Here is a 20,252-nt window from a genome sequence, read left to right as displayed (position 1 = left end):
GGTCCGGTGGAGCAGTATTACGAAGCGAGGGCCTGGCGACGCAGGTCGCGGGCCTTGGTGAGGATGATGTCCTCGAGCTTCTGCACCGTCGCCGCCTGCACCGGGGCTTCGACCCAGTTGCCGCCCTCGTTGACCTGGCGGCTCGCCGCGACCCGCAGCGCATCGGCGCGCAGGTCCTGGTCGAGGATCGTGATGGTCAGCTTCACCCGCTCGCCGGGGTTGGCCGGGTTGGCATACCAGTCGGTCACGATCACCCCGCCCGCGCTGTCGGTCTGGAGCAGCGGCGCGAAGCTCACCGTCTCGAGCGCGGCGCGCCACAGATAGGCGTTGACGCCGATCGTGTTGAGCTGCGCCGCGGCCAGTTCGGTGCGCGGACGGTCACGCCCGCCGCAGGCCGCAAGGCCGACCAGCGCGGTGCCGAGCAGGGCATAGCCCAAGGTGCGGCGAAGAAGGGCGGAAGGGGCGCGTGTCACTGCCGGATCATCCTTGAGCAAAAGTCTAGAGCAAACGTCTCGGGCCCGCTCTATAGTGGCAAGCCCCCTTGCGGCAAGCACGAAGGCGCTTTCGCCCGGGGCACGACCGCCCTTCGGCAAGAGCGCCGCACGTGCTTTACCGGGGCTGAATTGCACGGGGATGCAAGGCTTTCTGTGTGCATGGTGCCACAGGTGAGCGGGGAAACCGGGCTGCTTGCGGCAAGATCGTTGCAAGCCCTTGCCGGTCACTCCACATATTTGTGGAAAGGCGCGCGACTCATCACGTGTTAATGTCGTGTCCGCTTGGGCTCTTAATCGCGAAGGGCCCGCGCATGGGAACAGGAACGAAGGCGGAATGGCACGCAAGGCGAACAGGATGGCGAAGGAGGGGATGCGGGCACGGCGCTCGCGGACGCTCGTCGCGCTCTGCGGCGCGCTTGCGCTGGCCGTGCCCAGCGCCGGACTCGCGCTGGCCGGGCAGTTCGCCCCGGTGCAGGCAGCCGCAATCTCGGCCGCGATCACCGGTGCCGGGCGCGATGCGCTGAGCCTGGGGAGCTTCACCCCCGCCTCGGTCGATCCCGAACTCGCTGCCCGCGTCGCCGGCAAGGCCCGGGCGCGCGGCGTGCATTTCACCCCCGCCAGTGCCCCGCCGATCAGCGGCAAGCGCACGGTGACGGTCGCGGTGCGGGTCGATGACGACACGGTCCGCGCGATCTCGGTGCGGCAGACGCTCGATGCCGTTCCGGGCCGCGGCAGCTCCGCGCTCGCCGGGCTCGATGCCAGCAAGTTCCAGCTCGGCGCGGCGCGCGGCTACAAGAGCTTCGCGCGCACGGTCGACCTGTCGGCCAACGTCCAGAAGCTCGCCCTGCCCGATCTCGCGCAGTTCGAACCCTCGCGCCCCAAGGCCGCGGACAAGCCCTCGCGCCTCCAGCCGCGGATCGAGCTCGAGGATCGCCAGATCGCGGGCCGCTCGCCCAACACCCTCGATTCGACCGCAGCGCAGACCGTGGGCGTGGGCGGCAGCTTCCGCCTCTCGCCCAACCTCAACGTGACCGCAGGCGTGCGCTACTCGCAGGAGCGCGAACGGCTCGATCCGCTGACCAATTCGGTGCAGGACAGCCAGGCGGTTTACGTGGGCACGCAGATCAAGTTCTGATTCGCCTTCCACGGGTGGCAGCAGGCCGCCGAACCGCATCACATCATTGCCCGGTTATTGCGCGGTTATTGCGCCCTCATATCCGCGCCATACGCATAGCTATTCCCCGCTTTCCCTAAGGGAATGCGCCCGCTAGGCTATCCTCGCAAGCATAACGCCAAGGGGAGAATGCCATGGGCCGTGTAGCCATCGTCACCGGGGGAACGCGCGGGATCGGGGAGGCGATCTGCAAGCGGCTCCAGCGCCAGGGCCACACCGTCATCGCCAACTATGCCGGCAACGAGGAGAAGGCCCGGCTGTTCACCGCGCAAACCGGCATCCCCGCCTACAAGTGGGACGTGGGCGATCATCATGCAACGATGAGCGGCGTGGCGCAGGTCGAGGCGGAGCACGGCCCCGTCGACATCGTGATCAACAACGCCGGGATCACCCGCGACGGCACGCTCCACAAGATGAGCTTCGACGACTGGAACGAGGTGCTGCGCATCAACCTCGGCGGGTGCTTCAACATGGCCAAGGCGACCTTCCCCGGCATGCGCGAGCGCGGGTGGGGGCGGATCGTCAATATCGGCTCGATCAACGGGCAGGCCGGGCAATACGGCCAGGTCAACTATGCCGCCGCGAAGAGCGGAATTCACGGCTTTACCAAGGCCTTGGCGCAGGAAGGCGCGAAGTTCGGGGTGACGGTGAACGCCATCGCGCCGGGCTATATCGACACCGACATGGTCGCCGCGGTGCCCGCGCCGGTGCTCGAAAAGATCGTCGCGAAAATCCCCGTCGGCCGCCTCGGCATGGCGGAGGAAATCGCCCGCGGGGTGGCGTTCCTCACCAGCGAGAACGGCGGCGCGGGGGTGCTGGTCTCAGGCATTGCGTGGCTCGCCGCCACGTTCGCATTCCTCACTGCAGGCCCCAAGACCGCCTTCTTCACCCTGTTCGTGTGCGGCCTCGCGATCGCGCCGGTGGCGCAGCTGGTGACGAAATACGGCTTCAAGGCGCCCGCAGCAGGCCCCGGCAAGCGGCTCGAATGGATCGGAGCCGCGACCGTGCCGGTGCTGCTCGCGGGGTTCTATGTCGGCTGGCTGCGCCTCGAAGCGGAGCCCTTTGCCGCCATCCCGATCGTCGCCATCGGAGTGGGGCTGCGCTACCTCGTGTTTCCGGTGATGTATGGGGGCCGGGTGTTCCACGGGCTGGGCGCGGCGTTCATCGCGGGCGGCGCGGCGGGGCTGGCCGCGCCGGAGAGCTGGGCCCTGCTGATGACGCTGTTCCTTGCGATGGCGGAATTCGGGATCGGCTCCCGGCTGGTGCGCCAATGGCGCGCGGCAGGGCACGCCGGGTGATGCGCCTCGCTCACGCCCTCGCCGCTGCCGCGCTGGTCTTCGCGATGCCCGCCGCCGCGCAGGACTATGTGCTGGCGATGACCTACGAAACCAGCACCGAGGGCGGCGAATACGACAGCAGCAGTTCGTCCAGCGGGAGGCAGGCAATCGCCGAGCGGGTGATCGCGGCGAGGCCCGAGGGCAACGAGTTCGAATATGCCCTCCCCTTCGATCCCGAGGAGATTCGCGGCAACGAGCGCTGGATGTTCCCAGCCCGGATGCGGGTCGCGGCGGACGGGCGCATGACCCTGCTCAACGCCGACGAACTCGCCGCCCGCAACACTGCATGGCTAGCCGAGGCGGAATGGACGACCGAGGTATGCTCGCGCTGGGGCTTTACCTGGACAGCATTTCAGGTCCGCTGCGACCCCGAGGCGGCGATCGAGGCGGTGGAAGGTTTCGGCATGCAGCCGGGCCGGATCGCCGAGGGGCAGGCCTTCGCGCTCAAGGGCGCGCTCGGGCCTGTGGTGCTGGCGCGCACGGGCGAGCGGGAGGGGCGGGTCATCCTCACCGGCTCCGGCCCGGTCGACGTCGGCTTCCTGCGCGAAGAGGATGCCCGCGCCGCGCTGGTGGTCGCCGAGATCAGCCGCGAGGCGCTGACCCCCGAGGAGGCCACCGCCGCCTCTGCCGCGATCACCGCCACCGGCACCGTCTCGGTCACCTTCGAGGTCGATGCGGCGGGCTTGCTGTGGCGGCGCGAGGACGCGTCGGAATACACCATGACCGGCAGCCGCTTCCGCGACGGCATCACCCGCGCCCGCACCACCGTCACCCGCCTGTCCCGTGCCGAATGGGAGCGGCAGCAGGCGGAAGCCGAGGCGGAGGCGGACGCGGCCGACCCGCTGGCCGACCCGAACCCGGAGGCCGAGGCGGCAGAGGCCGAATAGCGCCCCCGCACGCGGCCACCCCGAATTATTTCATAGGGCCGCGCGCACCGCACGGACCAACCAGAATCGACAAGCCAGCGCGTCGCCACCCCGCTAGCCTGCCGCGCTGACGGAGACTTGCCATGGCCGACCGCATCCTCGTGTTCTACGGCTCCTACCGCCGCGACCGGCAGGGGATCCGCCTCGCCGACTACTGTGTGCGGCAGCTGCGCGCGCGCGGGGCGGATGTCGAGCTTATCGACGCGGCTGCGACAGGCCTGCCGATGCTCGACCGCATGTACAAGGAATACCCCAAGGGCGAGGCGCCCGAGGGTCTGGAAACGCTGGCGGGGAAGATCCGCAGCGCCGACGCCTTCCTGTTCGTGGTCGGTGAATACAATTGGAGCGTGCAGCCGGGGCTGAAGAACCTCACCGACCACTTTCTCGAGGAATGGTTCTGGCGCCCCGCCGCCATCGCCAGCTACTCCGCCGGACGCTTCGGCGGGGTGCGCGCGGCGCTGGCGTGGCGCGACATTCTGGGCGAGATGGGGATGGTGGTGGTCTCCAGCACGATCGCGGTGGGGCCGGTGGTCGATACCTTGGACGAGGCAGGCCAGCCGACCGGCAGCGGTGGCCCGGCGCTCGAACGCCAGTTCCCGCGCTTCGCCGATGATCTGGCGTGGTGGACTGCGGCGGCGAAGGCGCAGCGGAAAAAGGCGAAGCCGCCCTATTGATCCGCCTGAGTGCTGGACCGGTGGCCCCGGCGCGGCCACCCGTGGCCGAACCGCCGAGGGTAAGTGTAGATGCAGATGCAGATAACCGAATCGTTTTTGCTCGCCGCTGTATTGCTGGCCGCGGGAGCGCTCCTCCATGTCGCTGTGCTGATCGCGGGGCCGGACTGGATTGCCTTTGTAGGTGCTCCGCCCGAAGTCGTCGCCTCGGCGCGTGCTGGGACCTGCCTGGCTCCGGTCAGCACGCTCGCCATTGCCCTGCTGCTGACGGGACTTGCGCTCTATGCCCTGTCGGCCGGAGGGCTGATCCGCCGCCTACCTTTCGCCCGCGCAATCCTGCTTCTCTTCACCGTTATCTTCGTGTTGCGCGGCCTGATCATCGTGCCGTCACTGCTGCAGGGACGGGTCAACTGGCGCGCTGCGAGCGATCTGTTCATCGTCGGCAGTTCCGGGGCGATCCTCGTCATCGGGCTCGCACTGGCGTTCGGGCTGGCTGCGCTCAGGCGCCGCGGACCCCATTCCGCCTTATGACGGATCGTTGCTGTCCTAGCCCCGATAAAGCCCGTCGATCCGCTCCTGATACCGCTCGCGGATCTTGTGGCGGCGGATCTTCATCGAGGGTGTCATTTCCTCGTTCTCGATGGTGAAGGCCTCGTCGGCGAAGGCGAACTGGCGGACCTTCTCGATCACCGAGAGATCGGCGTTGGTGCGGTCGACCGCCGCGCGCACCGCGTTCTTGAAGGCGGGGAGCTGCTGGAGCGCGGCGAGATCGAACTTCTCGCCGTTCTCGCGCGCCCATTCGAGCGCCCATTCCGCATCGGGAACGACCAGGCCGACCACGTAGGGCCGCTTGTCGCCGCTCACCATCGCCTGCGCGATCTCGGGCTGCAGGGTCAGCATGCCCTCGACCTTCTGCGGGGCGATGTTGTCGCCCTTGTCGTTGACGATCATGTCCTTCTTGCGGTCGGTGATGACGATCCGGCCCTTGTGGTCGAGGTGCCCGATGTCGCCGGTGTGGAGCCAGCCGTCCTTCAATGTGCGCGCGGTCTCGGCGTCGTTGCGCCAGTAGCCGTGCATGACGAGCTCGCCGCGCACCAGGATCTCGCCATCCTCGGCGATCCTGACCTCGACCCCGCGCATCGGCGGGCCGACGGTGTCCATCTTGAGGCCCACGCTCGGCCGGTTGCAGCTGATCACCGGCCCGGCCTCGGTTTGGCCGTAGCCCTGGAGCATGGTGAGGCCCATCGCCTCGAAGAAATTGCCGACCTCGGGATTGAGCGGCGCGCCGCCGGAGACCATCGCCTTGATCCGCCCGCCGAATTTCTGCCGGATCTTGGGCCGCAGCGTCTTCTCGACGAGGAAGTCCATCGGCCGGTCGCGCAGGCGCTTCTTGCCGTCGCGGCTGTTGCCCGCGATCTTGAGTGCGTTGTCCATCATGAAGCCCGCGAGCTTGCCCTGCTTCTCGACCTGCTTCATGATCCGGCTGCGCAGCACTTCGAACAGGCGCGGGACGACGACCATGATCGTCGGGCGCGTCTCCTCGATGTTGCTGGCGAGCTTCTCGAGCCCCTCGGAATAGAAGATCTCCGCGCCCACCCCGATCGGGAGATATTGCCCGCCGGTATGCTCGTAGGCGTGGGAGAGTGGCAGGAAGGAGAGGAAGCGCTCGTCCTTGATCCCGAAGTCGGTGAGCAGCACCTCGGCCGCGCCCGCGACGTTGCACAGGATCGCGCCGTGGTGCTGCATCACGCCGCGCGGGGCGCCGCCGGTGCCGCTGGTGTAGATGAGGCAGGCGGTTTCCTCGCGCGCGATCCCGGCGATGCGCGCATCGACCGCGGCGCGCGCGGCGGCAGCGTCTCCGGTGAGGAGCGCGGCCCAATCGTGATATTCGAAGCTGCCCGATTGCTGGCGCTTCAGGTTCTCGAAGCCGATCACGTGCTCGACGAGGCCGGTTTGGCTGATCGCGCCCACCAGTGGGGCGAGCAGCTTCTCGTTCGAGACGAACACCGCCCGCGCGCCCGAATTGTCGAGGATGTGGGCATGATCGCGGCGGGTGTTGGTGGTGTAGGTCGGCACGGTGATGCACCCCGCCGCCATCACCGCGAGATCGGCGATGCACCACTCGGGCCGGTTCTCGGAGACCAGCGCGACGCGGTCACCATCCTCGAGGCCCATCGCCCGCAGCGCTTCGGCCATCAGGCACACCTGCTCGGCCGCCGAGCGCCAGGTCTGCGTCACCCACTGCCCGCCGCTCTTGTGGCCGAGGAAGGGCGCGTCGCCCTTCTCGTCCGCGCGCTTCAGAAACAACTCCACGAGGTTCTGCGCGTTGTCGATATCCTGCAAGACCTGCGGGTCCGCAGGGTTGGCAACCGCGCGGGCAGAATGGGGCAGCGTGGGGGAATGCACTGGCAAAGGCTCCTGATCCCTTCGAGACATTGTCCGGGGTTCAGGCGCGACCCCGCTTGGGGCCCTGATTAGAGGGTGTGAGCCGTAGCGGCAAGCACCTGCGGCGGGCTTGTCAGGGTGTAACCACGCTGACGAGGCGCGGCTCGGTCGCCACTTCCCAGTTGCCGTCGGCGCGGCGGCCCAGCGCGTTGGCCTTGATGGGCGCGGGCGCAATGCGGATTCCCTTGTGGCCGAGCGCGGCGAGCTGCTCCTGCATGGCGACGAGCGCGGTGCCCTCCTCGATCAGCAGGGTATCGCCGAAGGCCATCGCGAAGGGCAGCGCGAGCGCGTCCTGCGCCCCGAGCTTGAAGTCGAGCACGCCGATGATGCCGCGCGCGACGCTGACCGGGATCGTCGGCCCGCCGGCCGCGCCGATCACCAGCACCACCTCGCCCCGCTCGTCATAGACGATGGTCGGCGCCATCGACGAGCGCGGGCGCTTGCCGCCCTCGACCCGGTTGGCGACCGGCTTGCCATCGGCCTCGGGGGTGAGGGTGAAGTCGGTGAGTTCGTTGTTGAGGTAGAAGCCGTTGAAATGCAGCCCCGATCCGAAGGCGCCCTCGATGGTCGAGGTGTAGCTGACCGCGTTGCCCTCGGCATCGACCACGGCGAAGTGGGTGGTGCCGTTCTCGGGCTCCTCGGGCCCGTCCCCGCGGGCGAGCGGCGCGCCGGGGGGCATCCCGGCCTCGGGCCTCGCGATGGTCGTGGCCGGATCGATCAGCGCCGAGCGGGTCGCGATATAGGCGCGGTCGACGAGACCCTCGGTCGGCACATCAACGAAATCGCTGTCGCCCGAATAGAGCTCGCGGTCGGCATAGGCGAGGCGCTGGCTCTCGATGAAGAGGTGCCAGAAGACCGGGCTCTCGGGGCCGAGCGCGGCGAGATCGAAGCGCTCGAGCTGGCCGAGCATCTGCGCCACCGCGATCCCGCCCGAGGACGGCGGCCCCATGCCGCAGATCTTGTAGACGCGGTAGACCGTGCAGACGGGCGGGCGCGCCTTGGCGGTGTAGCCGGTGACATCGGCGGCGGTCATCTTGCCGTCCTGCGGGGTCGCGGCAGCGACGTGCTCGGCAAGCGCGGCGGCGGGCGCGGGGCCGTAGAACGCCGCGGGGCCCTTGGCGGCGAGCGTGCGGAAGGTTTCGGCCAGCGCGGGCACGCGCACAGTGCTGCCAACCGGCAGCGGCTCGCCATTGGTGCCGAAGAACACAGAGCGCGCATAGTCCGACTTGTCGGCGCGGCCCTTGTTGCCCTTGAGCGATTCGTAAAGCCGCCGGTTCATCACGAAGCCGTTCTCGGCGAGCGCGATCGCGGGCTCGAACAGCTTGGCCCAGGGCAGCTTGCCGTGCGCCGCGTGCGCCTTGGCGGCGAGCGCGATGTTGCCCGGCACCCCGACGCTGAGGCCCGAGAAGACGCGGGCATCGCGCGGGAGGAGCTTGCCCGAAGCATCGAGGAAGCGGGCAGGCGTGGCGGCGGCCGGCGCAGTCTCGCGCCCGTCATAGGTGACGAGCGCGCCGCTTTCCGCATCGGCGCGCACCATGAAGCCGCCCCCGCCGATGCCGGAGCTCTGCGGCTCGACCACGGTCAGCGCCAGCATCACTGCGATGGCCGCATCGACCGCCGATCCGCCCTGCGCAAGGATCATCTCGCCAGCCACCGTGGCGCGCGGATCGGCGCTGCTGACTGCGGCGGGCTGGAACGGCGTTTCCGAGGCCGCCGGGTTCTCGTCGGCCCCGGTCGTGGCACAACCGCTCAGAACAAGGGCGAAGGGGGCGGCGAGGCTGAGGAAAATGCGCATGGCCCCGTGCTATTCGCTTCCCACCGCTTCGGCAATGCTGGCGAAGCCGTCGCGCCGCATCAGGCCCTCCAGCCCCCGCGCGATCCGCGCGCCGAGGCCGGGGCCTTCGTAGACCATCGCCGAATAGAGCTGCACCAGGCTGGCGCCCGCGCGGATGCGCTCCCAGGCGTGTTCGGCGGTGGCGATGCCGCCGACGCCGACCAGCGGAATTGCGCCGCCGGTCGCCTTGCGGAAGTCGCGCAGGCGCTGGGTGGCGAGGCTCCGCAGGGGCGCGCCCGACAGCCCGCCGGTCTCGCCCGCGTGATGCGAACGCAGGGCGGGGCGGCTGATCGTGGTGTTCGACACCACCAAAGCGCCGAGCTGTTTGTCGATGGCGATGCGCGCGATCGCGTCGATATCGGCAGGCTCAAGATCGGGGGCGACCTTGAGGAAGATCGGAGGCGTGCTGCCCGTCTCTGCGCGCGCCGTGATCACCGCATCGATGAGGCCGGTCAGCGCGCTCTCGTCCTGCAGCGCGCGCAGGCCGGGGGTGTTGGGGCTGGAGATGTTGACGCACAGATAGCTGGCAACCGGGGCCATCATCCGCGCCATAACCGCATAGTCGGCGATGCGGTCGGCGGAGTCCTTGTTGGCCCCGATATTGACCCCGAGGATCCCCGGCCGCCCCGCACGCGCGCGCAGCCGCGCCAGCGCCGCCTCGCCCCCGCCATTGTTGAAGCCCATGCGGTTGATCACCGCCTGATCCTCGACCAGCCGGAACAAGCGCGGCTTCGGGTTGCCCGCCTGCGGCAGCGGCGTGATCGAGCCCACTTCGGTGAAGCCGAAGCCCAATCCGAGCAGCGCATCGGGCACCTCGGCATCCTTGTCGAACCCGGCGGCCACGCCCACCGGATTGGGAAAGGCGAGCCCCGCCACCTCCACTGCGAGCGGTCCGGAGAGCGCAGGGGCAGGCGCCCGGGCGGGGGCCGGCAGCGCCGCCAGCGCCCGCAGCGCGAGGCGGTGCCCGGTTTCGGAATCGAGCGCGAAGATCGCGGGTCGGATCAGGCGGAACAGCATGGCCGATCGCCTATGCGAGGCCGGCGCGCGTGTCGAGCCTGCCTGCTGCCCGCCGCCCGATGCAGATTGACGCAGACTTACAAGTCTCCGGGCCGTCCGGCACCGCTGTGTGTCGCTTGCATACAATCCCCCCGCCGAATCCGTGGCTATTTCCCCCCTCGCGACCCGAAGGGCTCGGAGCAGCAATGCAAAGAGTTCCTCAACTCAATGGGCGGCCTTCCGATCGCGGAGGGTCGCCCTTTTTTCGATCCGGCCGTTCGCCTGCCGCTCCCCGGCGTGGCGCGGCGATGCTTGTGCGCCCTGCCGGGTCGGGACAATCGGAGACCGCACGGCCGAGCGGCGCTGATTGTGACACTCTTGCGACTGGACAAGCGGCCAGCGGTTGCGCATCAGGACTGCCTCGGGGCCAGCAACCCCGCGGGGTCGCGCGAAACCAGATCAGGGGGGCTCCCGGCTGCCGGGGGTGTTGTGGGTTGCCGTCTCGCACGAAAATGATCGCACCTGCGACCGAGGCTGAGGCGCTGGTGCACACCTTCTACACCATCGCGACCGAAGCCGGCGAGATCGAGGAGGCGATCCCGGCCTATTCGGCGCAGCTGCTGGTGATGGTGCGCGGCCGGGTGCACTTCACTTTCGCCGACGGCACCACCGGCACCTCCGCGCCCGTCTTCATCAACGCACCCCAGTTGCGCAGCGCCCGCGCGGTGCTCGAAGGCCCCGTCTTGCAGATCGGCGCGTCGCTCACCCACATGGCGTGGCAGCGACTCGCCGGGCTTCCGGCCGACGAGGTCCACGACCGGCTGCTCCCGGCCGAGGCGGTGCTCACGCCCGAACAGATCGCCGCGCTCGAAGCCGCCGCTGCCGATTGCCGCGAGGGGCGGATCGCGCCCGAAGCTGTATGTGCCGTTCTGACCGAGGTGATCGCGGCCGCGCCCCACAGCCTCAGGCCCGATCACGAAGCGGTGGTCGAGGCGATCGGGCGCTGGCTGGCGAGCGGTTTCGACCCGGCGCTCGCCGATCTCTATGCCAGCCTCAGCATCTCGCCGCGCCAGGTCCAGCGCATCTGCCGGCGCTTCTTCGGCGTGGCCCCGGCGCAGGTGCTCAAGCGCTTCCGCGCCTTGCGGGCGGCGATGCTGCTGTCGCAGCCGGGGTTCAGCCGGGAGACGCACGACCAGCTGATGGCGACCTTCTTCGATCAGGCGCATCTGATCCGCGACATCCGCCGCTACACCGGGCGCACGCCCTCGCAGTTCCGGCGCGAGACGCTGGCGGACGAATTGCTCGATCCGGCCGCGCATGGCGATGCGGGCGTGCCGCTCAAGTCCGCCGCCGAATGAGACGCTGCCCGCCGCATTGGCGGCTTGTAATGCGAACGAAGTGCTCCTAATTCCAATTCGGACTGATTCCGTCGGAATTGAGAACCGCTCGCAATGCGCCTGTCGAACCTTGCCGATTATGCCGTCATCACGATGTGCCAGGCCGCGCTCCATTGCGGCAACGGGCGGGTGAGCGCCGCGGAGCTTGCGACCGAGACCGGGCTGCCGGTGCCGACGGTGCAGAAGCTCGTCTCGAAGCTCACCGCCGCGGGCCTGCTGCGCTCGGTGCGCGGGGCCCATGGCGGCCTCCAGCTCGGACGGCCCGCGGCGGCGATCACTGTCGCGGACATCGTCGAGGCGATCGAGGGGCGCATCGCGCTCACCGCCTGCATCGACCACAGCCCCTGCGATTTCGAGAGCGGCTGCAACATGAAGCCGCACTGGCCGATCATCAACAACGCGCTGCGCGGCGCGCTGGCCGGCATCACCCTTGCCCAGCTGCGCGGCCCGGTCGCACCGGCGCCGACCCCCATCACCGAGGATCATCTGGCATGACCGACAATATCGAAGTGCAGGACCGCGAGGCGCGCGAGGCGGCGGCCAAGGTCGCCGATTACGAGCATGGCTGGTCGGCCGAAATCGACACCGAGTTCGCGCCCAAGGGCCTCAACGAGGACACCGTCCGCTTCATCAGCGCCAAGAAGAACGAGCCCCAGTGGATGCTCGACTGGCGCCTCAAGGCCTTCCGCCTGTGGCAGACCATGGAGGAGCCCGACTGGGCCAAGGTCGGCTATCCCAAGATCGACTATCAGGACGCCTATTACTACGCCGCGCCCAAGAAGAAGATCGAGCTGGGCAGCCTCGACGAGCTCGATCCCGAGATCAAGCGTGTCTACGACAAGCTCGGCATTCCGCTGGGCGAGCAGGAAGTGCTCGCCGGGGTGAAGGGCGCCAAGAAGGTCGCGGTGGACGCGGTGTTCGATTCGGTCAGCGTCGCCACCAGCTTCCGCGAGGAGCTGCTGCGCGCAGGGGTGATCTTCCTCTCGATCTCCGAGGCGATCCGCGAATATCCCGAACTCGTGAAGCAGTGGCTGGGCCGCGTCGTCCCCACCCGCGACAACTACTTCGCCTGCCTCAATTCGGCGGTCTTCTCCGACGGCACCTTCGTCTATGTGCCCGAAGGCGTGCGCTGCCCGATGGAGCTTTCGACCTATTTCCGCATCAATGCCGAGAACACCGGCCAGTTCGAACGCACGCTGATCATCGCCGACAAGGGCGCCTATGTCAGCTACCTCGAAGGCTGCACCGCGCCGATGCGTGACGAGAACCAGCTCCATGCCGCGGTGGTGGAACTGGTTGCGCTCGACGATGCCGAGATCAAGTATTCGACCGTCCAGAACTGGTATCCCGGCAATGCCGAGGGCGTGGGCGGCATCTACAACTTCGTCACCAAGCGCGCGCTGTGCCAGGGGGACCGCTCCAAGGTCAGCTGGACGCAGGTCGAAACCGGCTCTGCGGTGACGTGGAAGTACCCCTCCTGCGTGCTCAACGGCGAGGATAGCGTCGGCGAGTTCTACTCGGTCGCGGTCACCAACAATTACCAGCAGGCCGACACCGGCACCAAGATGATCCACAACGGCAAGAACAGCCGCTCGACGATCATCTCCAAGGGGATTTCGGCAGGCAAGTCGAACAACACCTATCGCGGCTTGGTGCGCGTGGGCCCGACCGCGAGCGGCGTGCGCAACTTCACCCAGTGCGACAGCCTCCTGCTCGGCGATCAATGCGGCGCGCACACCGTGCCCTATATCGAGGTCAAGAACCCCAGCGCGCAGATCGAGCACGAGGCGACCACCTCCAAGATCAGCGACGAACAGCTGTTCTACGCGATGCAGCGCGGCCTCGGCGAAGAGGAAGCCGTGGCGCTGATCGTCAACGGCTTTGCCAAGGACGTGCTGAAAGAGCTGCCGATGGAGTTCGCGGTCGAAGCGCAGAAGCTGCTGGCGATTTCGCTTGAGGGGAGTGTGGGATGAATTGGATTGCTTTCAGCGCCGTGGCCATGCTTTCTGGCCAGCCCCAGATAGATGATGCCGAGGAGGGTAAGTCGCCCGTTATTGTCAGTGAGGGTCCGGTTATTGGGAACTCACTTACAATACCGAGCGAGTTCGCCTTTGCCATCGTGCCCTATGTTCGCTGTCTCTCAGCAGAATTGATGGGTCGCCAAACACTATTGCGAGGCATGGGGGACCCCTCGCTTACAGCGGAGGTGAAAGGAGCCTGCTTCTTTCAACGGGACGAGGCAATTTTTCTGGCTGCAACCGCTCTCGCTCAGAAGGGCGAAGGTGACGTCGCCGCGCGCATGGAAACAGTGTTTCAGACTTTGGAGGACGTCGAGAGCGTGATGCTCATACCCGTTGAACTCGATGAGGATGGAAAGCCCATCGGCCCGAACGCTCGCATCGTGGAAGAATGAATTGACCACCCGTAAGACCCTCGCCCTCAACCCCGAGGCTGCCTCCTCCGCCGAAGCCCCCGCGCTCAAGAAGAAGGGGCGCGGGTGGGAGATTTCGGAGAAGCGGCTCGATGCGCTGCACGAACAGGCGCGTGAACTCCGCCGCCATTCGTCCGAGGCGCACAAGGCGCTCGCCGCCAAGTTCGCTGCCGCCGACATGGGCCGCTACACCTTCAAGCGCCACGCCGTGGTCGGCAGCGCGATCGTCGATTTCAACTGCCACAACCTCGGCCTCGCGCTGGCGATCGACGAGGAGGGGCAGAACGACACCCTCGCCAAGCGCCGCGACAAGAGCCTCGAGGCGGTCGGCATCCGGGTGATGCGCATCGCCGCCAAGGACATCCTCGAAGACATTGACGCCGTGCTCCAGCGCCTCACCATCGCCATGCGTGAACGCATCGCCGAGAAGAAGGAAGCCGCCCGCGCGCACAAAGCGGCCAACCCCAAGCAGACCTATTCGCGCCCCAAGCCGCGCACGGAAAGGCAACCCCGATGACCCCCAATCAGCGCAATGCCGCCATCGCATTCGCTCTCGGCGTGATCACCGTCATCCTCGCCGTTCTGATCCTGAGGTAAGCATGCTCGAAATCACCAACCTCCACGCCTCCGTCGGCGACAAGCCGATCCTCAAGGGCCTCACCCTCTCCGTCCCCGCGGGCGAGATCCATGCGATCATGGGGCCCAACGGCGCGGGCAAATCGACCCTGTCGAACGTGCTCGGCGGCAAACCCGGCTACGAGGTGACCGAGGGCAGCGTGACCTTCCGCGGCGAGGACCTGCTGGCGCTGGAGCCTCACGAACGTGCCGCCAAGGGCCTGTTCCTCGGCTTCCAGTATCCGGTCGAGATCCCCGGCGTCTCCAACGTCCAGTTCCTGCGCGAGGCGCTGAACGCCCAGCGCAAGGCGCGCGGGGAGGAGCCCCTCAGCGGCGGCGAGTTCCTGAAGCTCGCCAAGGACAAGGCGGGCCTGCTCAGGATGGACATGGAAATGCTGAAAAGGCAGGTCAATGTCGGCTTCTCGGGCGGCGAGAAGAAGCGCGCCGAGATGGTGCAGATGGGCATCCTCGACCCCGCCTTCGCGGTGCTGGACGAGACGGACTCGGGCCTCGATATCGACGCGCTCAGGATCGTCGGCGCGGGGATCAACGCGATCATGCGCGCGCCCGACAAGGCCGTGCTCCTCATCACCCACTACCAGCGCCTGCTCGACGTCGTGAAGCCCGACAAGGTGAGCATCCTCGCCGGTGGCCGCATCGTCGAGACCGGCGGGCCGGAACTCGCGCTGCGGCTCGAGGCCGAGGGCTATGACGCGGTGATGGCGTGACAGTAGCGACCCTCCCCACCTCCCGTCTGCCGACGCGGCGTGACGAGGCCTGGCGCTATGCCGACATGGACGGCGTGGCGCGGCTTGGCGTTGCGGCGCTCGACCAGTGGCAGGGGGTCGACGTCGCCGCCGGAGAGAGCCTGACGCGCTGTCTCGTCGTCGGCTCCGACGCGCCCGAACTCCACCGCTTCCGCGTGACGCTGGGCGAGGGCGCGCGCGCCGCGTTCTTCGTGACCAATGCAGGCGGCGATTACACCCGGGTCGAGATCGAGGTGCATCTAGCGCGAGGCGCCCATTTCGAATTCGGCGGCGTCACCATCGGCGGTGCTGGCGTCACCCGCGAATTCGTGACGCAGGTCGTCCATGCCGAGCCCGAGGCAACCTCCAACCAGACCATCCGCGCAGTCCACTGGTCCGGGGCGACGGGCAATTTCCTCGGCGAGATCAAGGTCGCGCGCCATGCGCAGAAGACCGACGCCGCGCAGGACTTCAAGGGCCTGCTGCTCGAAGCCGGGGCGAGCGCCAATGCCGTCCCGCAGCTCGAAATCTTCGCCGATGACGTCAAGTGCGCCCACGGTGCCACGGTGGGTGCACTGGACGAGGCCGCACGCTACTACATGATGGCGCGCGGGGTCGATCCGGCCACAGCACAGCGGCTACTGGTGCAGGCCTTCATCGGTGACGCCTTCGTCGCGCTGGAGGACGAGGGCGAGCGCGAGCGGTTGCTCGAAGCGGCGCTCGCCGCGCTGGAGGGGGCCAAGCTGTGAGCGACGTTTCCACCCTCCCCCCTCTGGCAGACCTCCGCGCCGATTTCCCCGGCATGGTCACGGCGGACGGCAAGCCGTGGCACTACCTCGACACCGCCGCCACAGCGCAGAAGCCGCGCGCGGTGATCGACGCCATGGCGCGCGCTTTGGGCGAGGATTACGCGACCGTCCACCGCGGGGTCTACACTCGCTCGGCCGAGATGACGCTCGCTTACGAAGCCGCGCGGCGCACCGTGGCGCGCTTCATCGGCGGGCACGAGGAAGAGCTGGTCTTTACCCGCGGCGCCACGGAAGCAATCAACCTGATCGCCCAGACCTGGGGCCGCGCGAACCTCAATGCAGGCGACCGCATCCTCCTCTCGCAGGCCGAGCATCACTCGAACATAGTGCCCTGGCAGATGGTGGCGGAAGAGGCGGGCGCGATCATTGACGTCTGCCCGCTGACGGACGATCACCGCATCGACCTCGATGCCGCCGAGGCGATGCTGACGGAACAGCACAAGCTGGCCGCCTTCGGCCATGTCTCGAACGTCACCGGCGCGCTGCTCGATGCCCCGCGCGCTGCCGCCATGGCGCACAAGGTCGGTGCGAAGCTGCTGCTCGACGGATGCCAGAGCGCGCCGCACATGGGGGTCGATGTCGCCGCACTGGGCTGCGACTTCTACGTCTTCTCCGCGCACAAGCTCTACGGTCCGACCGGGATCGGGGCGCTGTGGGCGCGCAGGGAACTGCTCGCCGAAATGCCCCCCTATCAGGGCGGCGGGGCGATGATCGACCGGGTGACCTTCGCGAAGACCACCTACGCCAGCGGGCCGCAGCGCTTCGAGGCCGGAACCCCCGCGATCACCGAGGCAATCGCCTTCGCCGCCGCCGCCGATTACGTCGCCGCAATCGGTCCGGAGCGCATTCACGCGCACGAGCAGGCGCTGGTCGCCCGCTTGCGCCGCGAACTCGGCGCGATGAATGACGTCACGCTGTTCGGCCCCGCCGACAGCGCCGGGATCGTCAGCTTCGCGCTTGACGATATCCACCCCCACGACCTCGGCACGATCCTCGACGAGAGCAATGTCGCGATCCGCGCCGGGCACCACTGCGCCCAGCCGCTGATGGACTACCTCGGCGTCCCCGCCACCGCCCGCGCCAGCTTCGGCCTCTATTCGACCGAGGCCGATGTCGACGCGCTGCTCGCCGGGATCGCCCGCACCCGCAAGATTTTTGGAAGAGGATGAGAGCGATGGACAGCTCAGCCGAAAAGCCCCCCCGCGCCCGTGTCGAGGATGCGATCGACACCGAAGGCCCTCGCACCCGCGACTATCTCGACGGCTTCCTCGCCGCCAAGCCCGCGCCCGATGCGGTCGGCGGAGAAGGCAGCGACCTGCAGGCCGCGGTGATCGAGGCGCTACGCGAGATCTTCGACCCGGAAATTCCGGTCAACATCTACGATCTCGGCCTGATCTACGGGGTCGAGGTCGACGACAATGCCGACGCCACCGTCACCATGACGCTCACCACCCCGCATTGCCCGGTCGCGGAATCGATGCCGGGCGAGGTCGAGCTGCGCGTCTCGAGCGTGCCGGGAATCCGCGATGCCGAGGTCAATCTCGTCTGGGACCCGCCCTGGGGCCCGCACAAGATGAGCGACGAGGCGCGGCTCGAACTGGGGATGCTGTGAGCGACACCGCGACCCTCTCGATTACCCTCGCGGATTACCGCCATCCCCGGGATGCGGCCGACGTCGTGGCGCTGCTCGATGCCTATGCGCGCGACCCGATGGGCGGGGGTGAACCGCTGCGCGATGGCGTCAAGGCGCGGCTGACCGATGATCTGGCGGCGAACCCGCAGGCCTTCTCGCTGCTGGCGCGGCTTGAGGACAAGGCGGTCGGGCTCGCCAATTGCTTCATGGGCTATTCGACCTTCGCCGCCGCGCCGCTGGTCAATCTCCACGATCTCGCCGTGCTCCCGGAGGCGCGCGGGCGCGGGATCGGCAAGGCGCTCCTGCAAGCTGTCGAGGCCGAGGCCTTGAAGCGCGGGGCCTGCAAGATCACATTGGAAGTGCTGAGCGGCAATCCGGCGCGGCAGCTCTACGCCCGCGAAGGCTATGGCGACTACCAGCTCGATCCCGCCACCGGGCACGCGCTGTTCTGGCAGAAGAGGCTGACATGACCGACACCACCACGACGCCTCGCCCCGCCCCGAAGGCCGCCGTCACCCTGACGCCGAGCGCCGAGGCGCGCATCGCCGAGCTGATGAGCAAGGCCCCGGCGGACGCCATCGGCGTCAAGCTTTCGACCCCGCGCCGCGGCTGTTCGGGCCTCGCCTATTCGGTCGACTACGTCACCACCGAGGCAAAATTCGACGAGAAGATCGTCACCCCCGGCGGCGTGTTCTACATCGACGGCGCCTCCGTGCTCTACCTTGTCGGCAGCGTGATGGACTGGCGCGAGGACGATTTCACTGCGGGCTTCGTGTTCGAAAACCCCAACGCCAAGGGCGCCTGTGGCTGCGGCGAAAGTTTCATGGTATAATCGGGGCCATGCCCACCAAGGATTCAGGACCGCGCGACATCCTCGACGCTCTCGCAGGCATCATTGTCGGGGTCGGAATGGTTGCCTTGGCGGCCCGCGAGACATTTGCATCGCGCCGTCGTGGCCCACGAGCCGACGACCGGCCCGGTGCCGGATCGCTTGCCGACATCATGCGCAGCACGCCGCGGCCTCGCCGCAAACCGCCGGAGGCGGGCCTCCCGGCGCCTGCGGTCCCGCCGCGCGGGCCAGCTCCCCTGCTGGGCGGTGCCGCTGCTGCTCTGGACGCGCCGGGCGAGTGACCGCCGCCCGCATCTCCGCCGGTTGATATTGCCCCCGAATGGCCGGATCCGGGACAGGTCTTCCGCCTGAGCGGCTCGCCGAAATGCACGCGCAGCGCGGGCGCGAGGTGCAGGCGATCATCGCGCGGATGGAGGGCGAGCGTGCCGCGCTCGAGGCACAGCTGGCCGCCGGGGTCGCTCCAGACGATCAGCCCCGGATCGAGACCGAGATTATCCACCTCGCGCTGGCGCTCAGCGAGCTGCGCGGCGGGCACTACGGCGGCGGTTAGTCCGCTTGCGCGAGCCGCGCGATCAGACGGGTTTCGAGCTCGTCGACCTCGCCGTCGGCCTCGATCATGCGGTCCAGCCACTCGCTTTCATAGGTGGTGACCTTCTCGCCCTCGGCAGCCAGCGCGTCGTAATCGGGGCCGGCCGGCTTCTTCTTGCCGAACACCAGGCCGAAGTGGTTAGCGACATTGGGCACCTCGCGCGCGACGCGGCCCATGAAGCGGCCGAGATTGACCTGGTTGTCGGCGACAAACGCTTCCAGCTCGCGCTTGCGCTCGTGGCTGAGCTGCGCGCTGGGGAGCGCGAAGCCCTTCATGAAATTGGCGACGCCGTCGAGGAACAGGTCGTCCCACTCGGCCGCGTTCTCGTCGGCAAGGGTCGCGTCCTTGATGCGGAACAGCATCTCGGCATCGTGGCGGGTGACCGCGGCGGGGCCATGGCCGCCGCTCGCGAAGATCACGCGGCGCAGGATGCGGCATTCGGCGGCGGTGATGTGGGTGGCGCTGAGGTCGCCCCCGTGGCGGGTCGGCCCTTCGCCGTGGAGCACCGCATGCTCGACCTTGGCGAGCACATAGTCCTTGAGCCGGTCGGGGGTGTTCTCGGCGCGCTCGAGGATGCGCACCAGCGCCTCGAGCTCGGCCATGCTGTCGACCTTGCCATCGGCATCGACCTGCGCGATCAGCCACTCGGCTTCCTCGAGGTTGCACTGGAGGCGCGGCGGGGTGCCGTTGAGGACGTGCTCGCCGATCGCCTCGACGAAGAAGTCGACCCATTCGGGGCTGCGGTGGTGCAGCGCCTGATTGAGCGTGAACAGCGCCTCGGCTTCCTCGCGGGTGATGATGCCGTCACCCCAGCCTTCGCGGCGCAGGGCGAGGAGCTCGTCGGCGGTGATCTGGCCATCGGCGGCAGCCGCCCGCGCGACTTGGAGGAATTGGGTGGTCACGGTGGTTACGTCCCCTGTGGTCTTCGGGGCCGGTCATGCCACGGACAGGCTTAAGACCGGGTTACCTCTGCTCTATCTCGCGCAGGCAGGCGCCCGGATCGGCGGGCGCGCCGCCTTGCCGGAGGCGCGCAGCGACGTGGGTCGCCGTCGGCTCGGCCGCGGCGGCGACCGGGTAGAGGTAGATGTCGAGCACGCAGGTCGGGCCGGCGAACTGGAGCTTCCTCGCGTCGCCCTCGGCGAGGTCGATCCGGGGGCTGCCGAAGCGGGAGGTGAGCGCAGCGGCAGGCGCGCCGATCACCCCGGAGAGCCCGGCGGGCGCCATTACCTCGGGCACCACGACGATGGTGCTGCGCGGGGTCGCGGCGGCGGCGGGGCGGAAGCCGGGGCGCGGAGCGGCGGCGGC

At 68.3% G+C, this 20,252-nt stretch carries 23 protein-coding genes; 17 read left to right on the top strand and 6 right to left on the bottom strand.

From position 1 onward, the window contains the following. Positions 1-17: 17 nt before the first annotated feature. On the bottom strand, positions 18-473 hold the full coding sequence (locus AX692_RS16495) for a DUF3576 domain-containing protein (RefSeq protein WP_073975679.1): 456 nt from the start codon (positions 471-473) through the stop codon (positions 18-20). A gap of 355 nt (positions 474-828) precedes the next feature. On the opposite strand from AX692_RS16495, the gene AX692_RS16490 reads away from it, so the two are divergent. The 5 genes from AX692_RS16490 (at position 829) to AX692_RS16470 (ending at position 5,133) form a co-directional block, all read left to right on the top strand. After that, positions 829-1,629: a hypothetical protein gene (locus AX692_RS16490; RefSeq protein WP_230959493.1), complete on the top strand. Its 801-nt coding sequence runs from the start codon at positions 829-831 to the stop codon at positions 1,627-1,629. A gap of 173 nt (positions 1,630-1,802) precedes the next feature. Next, positions 1,803-2,966 (top strand): acetoacetyl-CoA reductase, encoded by a 1,164-nt coding sequence (gene phbB, locus AX692_RS20830; protein WP_419470477.1) that lies wholly within the window; start codon positions 1,803-1,805, stop codon positions 2,964-2,966. Next, positions 2,966-3,892 carry a hypothetical protein gene (locus AX692_RS16480; protein WP_155644858.1) on the top strand — a complete coding sequence of 309 codons (927 nt, stop codon included), beginning with the start codon at positions 2,966-2,968 and terminating at the stop codon, positions 3,890-3,892. The genes phbB and AX692_RS16480 overlap by 1 nt, the downstream gene beginning before the upstream one ends. 122 nt (positions 3,893-4,014) lie before the next feature. Beyond that, a complete protein-coding gene (locus AX692_RS16475; protein WP_073974546.1) occupies positions 4,015-4,605 on the top strand; it encodes an NADPH-dependent FMN reductase in 591 nt (196 codons plus the stop codon). Positions 4,606-4,674: 69 nt separating this feature from the next. Next, the gene (locus AX692_RS16470) at positions 4,675-5,133 is read left to right on the top strand and encodes a hypothetical protein (RefSeq protein ID WP_073974545.1); all 459 of its coding nucleotides are present in this window, start codon (positions 4,675-4,677) and stop codon (positions 5,131-5,133) included. A gap of 15 nt (positions 5,134-5,148) precedes the next feature. Here AX692_RS16470 and AX692_RS16465 read toward each other — a convergent pair whose 3' ends face one another. The 3 genes from AX692_RS16465 to AX692_RS16455 all read right to left on the bottom strand — a co-directional run bounded on the left by AX692_RS16465 (position 5,149) and on the right by AX692_RS16455 (position 9,898). After that, positions 5,149-6,945, bottom strand: coding sequence for an AMP-dependent synthetase/ligase (locus tag AX692_RS16465; RefSeq protein ID WP_073977205.1), 1,797 nt, complete (start codon positions 6,943-6,945; stop codon positions 5,149-5,151). A gap of 175 nt (positions 6,946-7,120) precedes the next feature. After that, complete coding sequence (ggt, locus tag AX692_RS16460) at positions 7,121-8,842, bottom strand: gamma-glutamyltransferase (RefSeq protein ID WP_073974139.1); 1,722 nt, start codon at positions 8,840-8,842, stop codon at positions 7,121-7,123. A gap of 9 nt (positions 8,843-8,851) precedes the next feature. After that, complete coding sequence (locus AX692_RS16455) at positions 8,852-9,898, bottom strand: quinone-dependent dihydroorotate dehydrogenase (RefSeq protein WP_073974140.1); 1,047 nt, start codon at positions 9,896-9,898, stop codon at positions 8,852-8,854. Positions 9,899-10,389: 491 nt separating this feature from the next. On the opposite strand from AX692_RS16455, the gene AX692_RS20325 reads away from it, so the two are divergent. The 12 genes from AX692_RS20325 to AX692_RS16395 all read left to right on the top strand — a co-directional run bounded on the left by AX692_RS20325 (position 10,390) and on the right by AX692_RS16395 (position 18,908). Continuing rightward, positions 10,390-11,235 carry a helix-turn-helix transcriptional regulator gene (locus AX692_RS20325; RefSeq protein ID WP_073974141.1) on the top strand — a complete coding sequence of 282 codons (846 nt, stop codon included), beginning with the start codon at positions 10,390-10,392 and terminating at the stop codon, positions 11,233-11,235. A gap of 93 nt (positions 11,236-11,328) precedes the next feature. Further along, positions 11,329-11,769 (top strand): SUF system Fe-S cluster assembly regulator, encoded by a 441-nt coding sequence (locus AX692_RS16445; RefSeq protein ID WP_073974142.1) that lies wholly within the window; start codon positions 11,329-11,331, stop codon positions 11,767-11,769. Beyond that, positions 11,766-13,247 carry a Fe-S cluster assembly protein SufB gene (gene sufB / locus AX692_RS16440; RefSeq protein WP_073974143.1) on the top strand — a complete coding sequence of 494 codons (1,482 nt, stop codon included), beginning with the start codon at positions 11,766-11,768 and terminating at the stop codon, positions 13,245-13,247. Before AX692_RS16445 ends, sufB begins: the two co-directional genes overlap by 4 nt. Further along, positions 13,244-13,687, top strand: a complete 444-nt coding sequence (locus tag AX692_RS16435; RefSeq protein ID WP_073974144.1) for a hypothetical protein — start codon at positions 13,244-13,246, stop codon at positions 13,685-13,687. The genes sufB and AX692_RS16435 overlap by 4 nt, the downstream gene beginning before the upstream one ends. 1 nt (position 13,688) lies before the next feature. Next, positions 13,689-14,222 (top strand): DUF559 domain-containing protein, encoded by a 534-nt coding sequence (locus AX692_RS16430; RefSeq protein WP_073974145.1) that lies wholly within the window; start codon positions 13,689-13,691, stop codon positions 14,220-14,222. An 82-nt stretch (positions 14,223-14,304) separates the two neighbouring features. Beyond that, complete coding sequence (sufC, locus tag AX692_RS16425; protein ID WP_073974146.1) at positions 14,305-15,048, top strand: Fe-S cluster assembly ATPase SufC; 744 nt, start codon at positions 14,305-14,307, stop codon at positions 15,046-15,048. A 65-nt stretch (positions 15,049-15,113) separates the two neighbouring features. After that, on the top strand, positions 15,114-15,815 hold the full coding sequence (locus AX692_RS16420) for a SufD family Fe-S cluster assembly protein (RefSeq protein ID WP_419470478.1): 702 nt from the start codon (positions 15,114-15,116) through the stop codon (positions 15,813-15,815). 53 nt (positions 15,816-15,868) lie between these two features. Beyond that, complete coding sequence (locus AX692_RS16415) at positions 15,869-17,044, top strand: aminotransferase class V-fold PLP-dependent enzyme (RefSeq protein WP_419470479.1); 1,176 nt, start codon at positions 15,869-15,871, stop codon at positions 17,042-17,044. A 5-nt stretch (positions 17,045-17,049) separates the two neighbouring features. Then, complete coding sequence (locus tag AX692_RS16410) at positions 17,050-17,487, top strand: SUF system Fe-S cluster assembly protein (RefSeq protein ID WP_196489993.1); 438 nt, start codon at positions 17,050-17,052, stop codon at positions 17,485-17,487. Then, positions 17,484-17,978: a GNAT family N-acetyltransferase gene (locus AX692_RS16405; RefSeq protein ID WP_073974150.1), complete on the top strand. Its 495-nt coding sequence runs from the start codon at positions 17,484-17,486 to the stop codon at positions 17,976-17,978. Before AX692_RS16410 ends, AX692_RS16405 begins: the two co-directional genes overlap by 4 nt. Then, positions 17,975-18,340 (top strand): HesB/IscA family protein, encoded by a 366-nt coding sequence (locus tag AX692_RS16400; protein ID WP_073974151.1) that lies wholly within the window; start codon positions 17,975-17,977, stop codon positions 18,338-18,340. The genes AX692_RS16405 and AX692_RS16400 overlap by 4 nt, the downstream gene beginning before the upstream one ends. Before the next feature lie 337 nt (positions 18,341-18,677). Further along, the gene (locus AX692_RS16395; RefSeq protein WP_073974152.1) at positions 18,678-18,908 is read left to right on the top strand and encodes a hypothetical protein; all 231 of its coding nucleotides are present in this window, start codon (positions 18,678-18,680) and stop codon (positions 18,906-18,908) included. On the opposite strand, the gene AX692_RS16390 is transcribed toward AX692_RS16395, so the two are convergent. Continuing rightward, complete coding sequence (locus AX692_RS16390; RefSeq protein ID WP_073974153.1) at positions 18,905-19,849, bottom strand: hypothetical protein; 945 nt, start codon at positions 19,847-19,849, stop codon at positions 18,905-18,907. The genes AX692_RS16395 and AX692_RS16390 overlap by 4 nt on opposite strands. A gap of 61 nt (positions 19,850-19,910) precedes the next feature. Continuing rightward, a partial coding sequence (locus AX692_RS20320; protein WP_073977780.1) for a hypothetical protein occupies positions 19,911-20,252 on the bottom strand: 342 nt, incomplete at its 5' end.

It is taken from the genome of Erythrobacter donghaensis (genome assembly GCF_001557325.1).
In the GTDB taxonomy this organism is placed as follows: domain Bacteria; phylum Pseudomonadota; class Alphaproteobacteria; order Sphingomonadales; family Sphingomonadaceae; genus Erythrobacter; species Erythrobacter donghaensis_B.
Note: the sequence above shows the minus strand (reverse complement) of the source record. Positions and strands in the feature narration are given on the sequence as shown.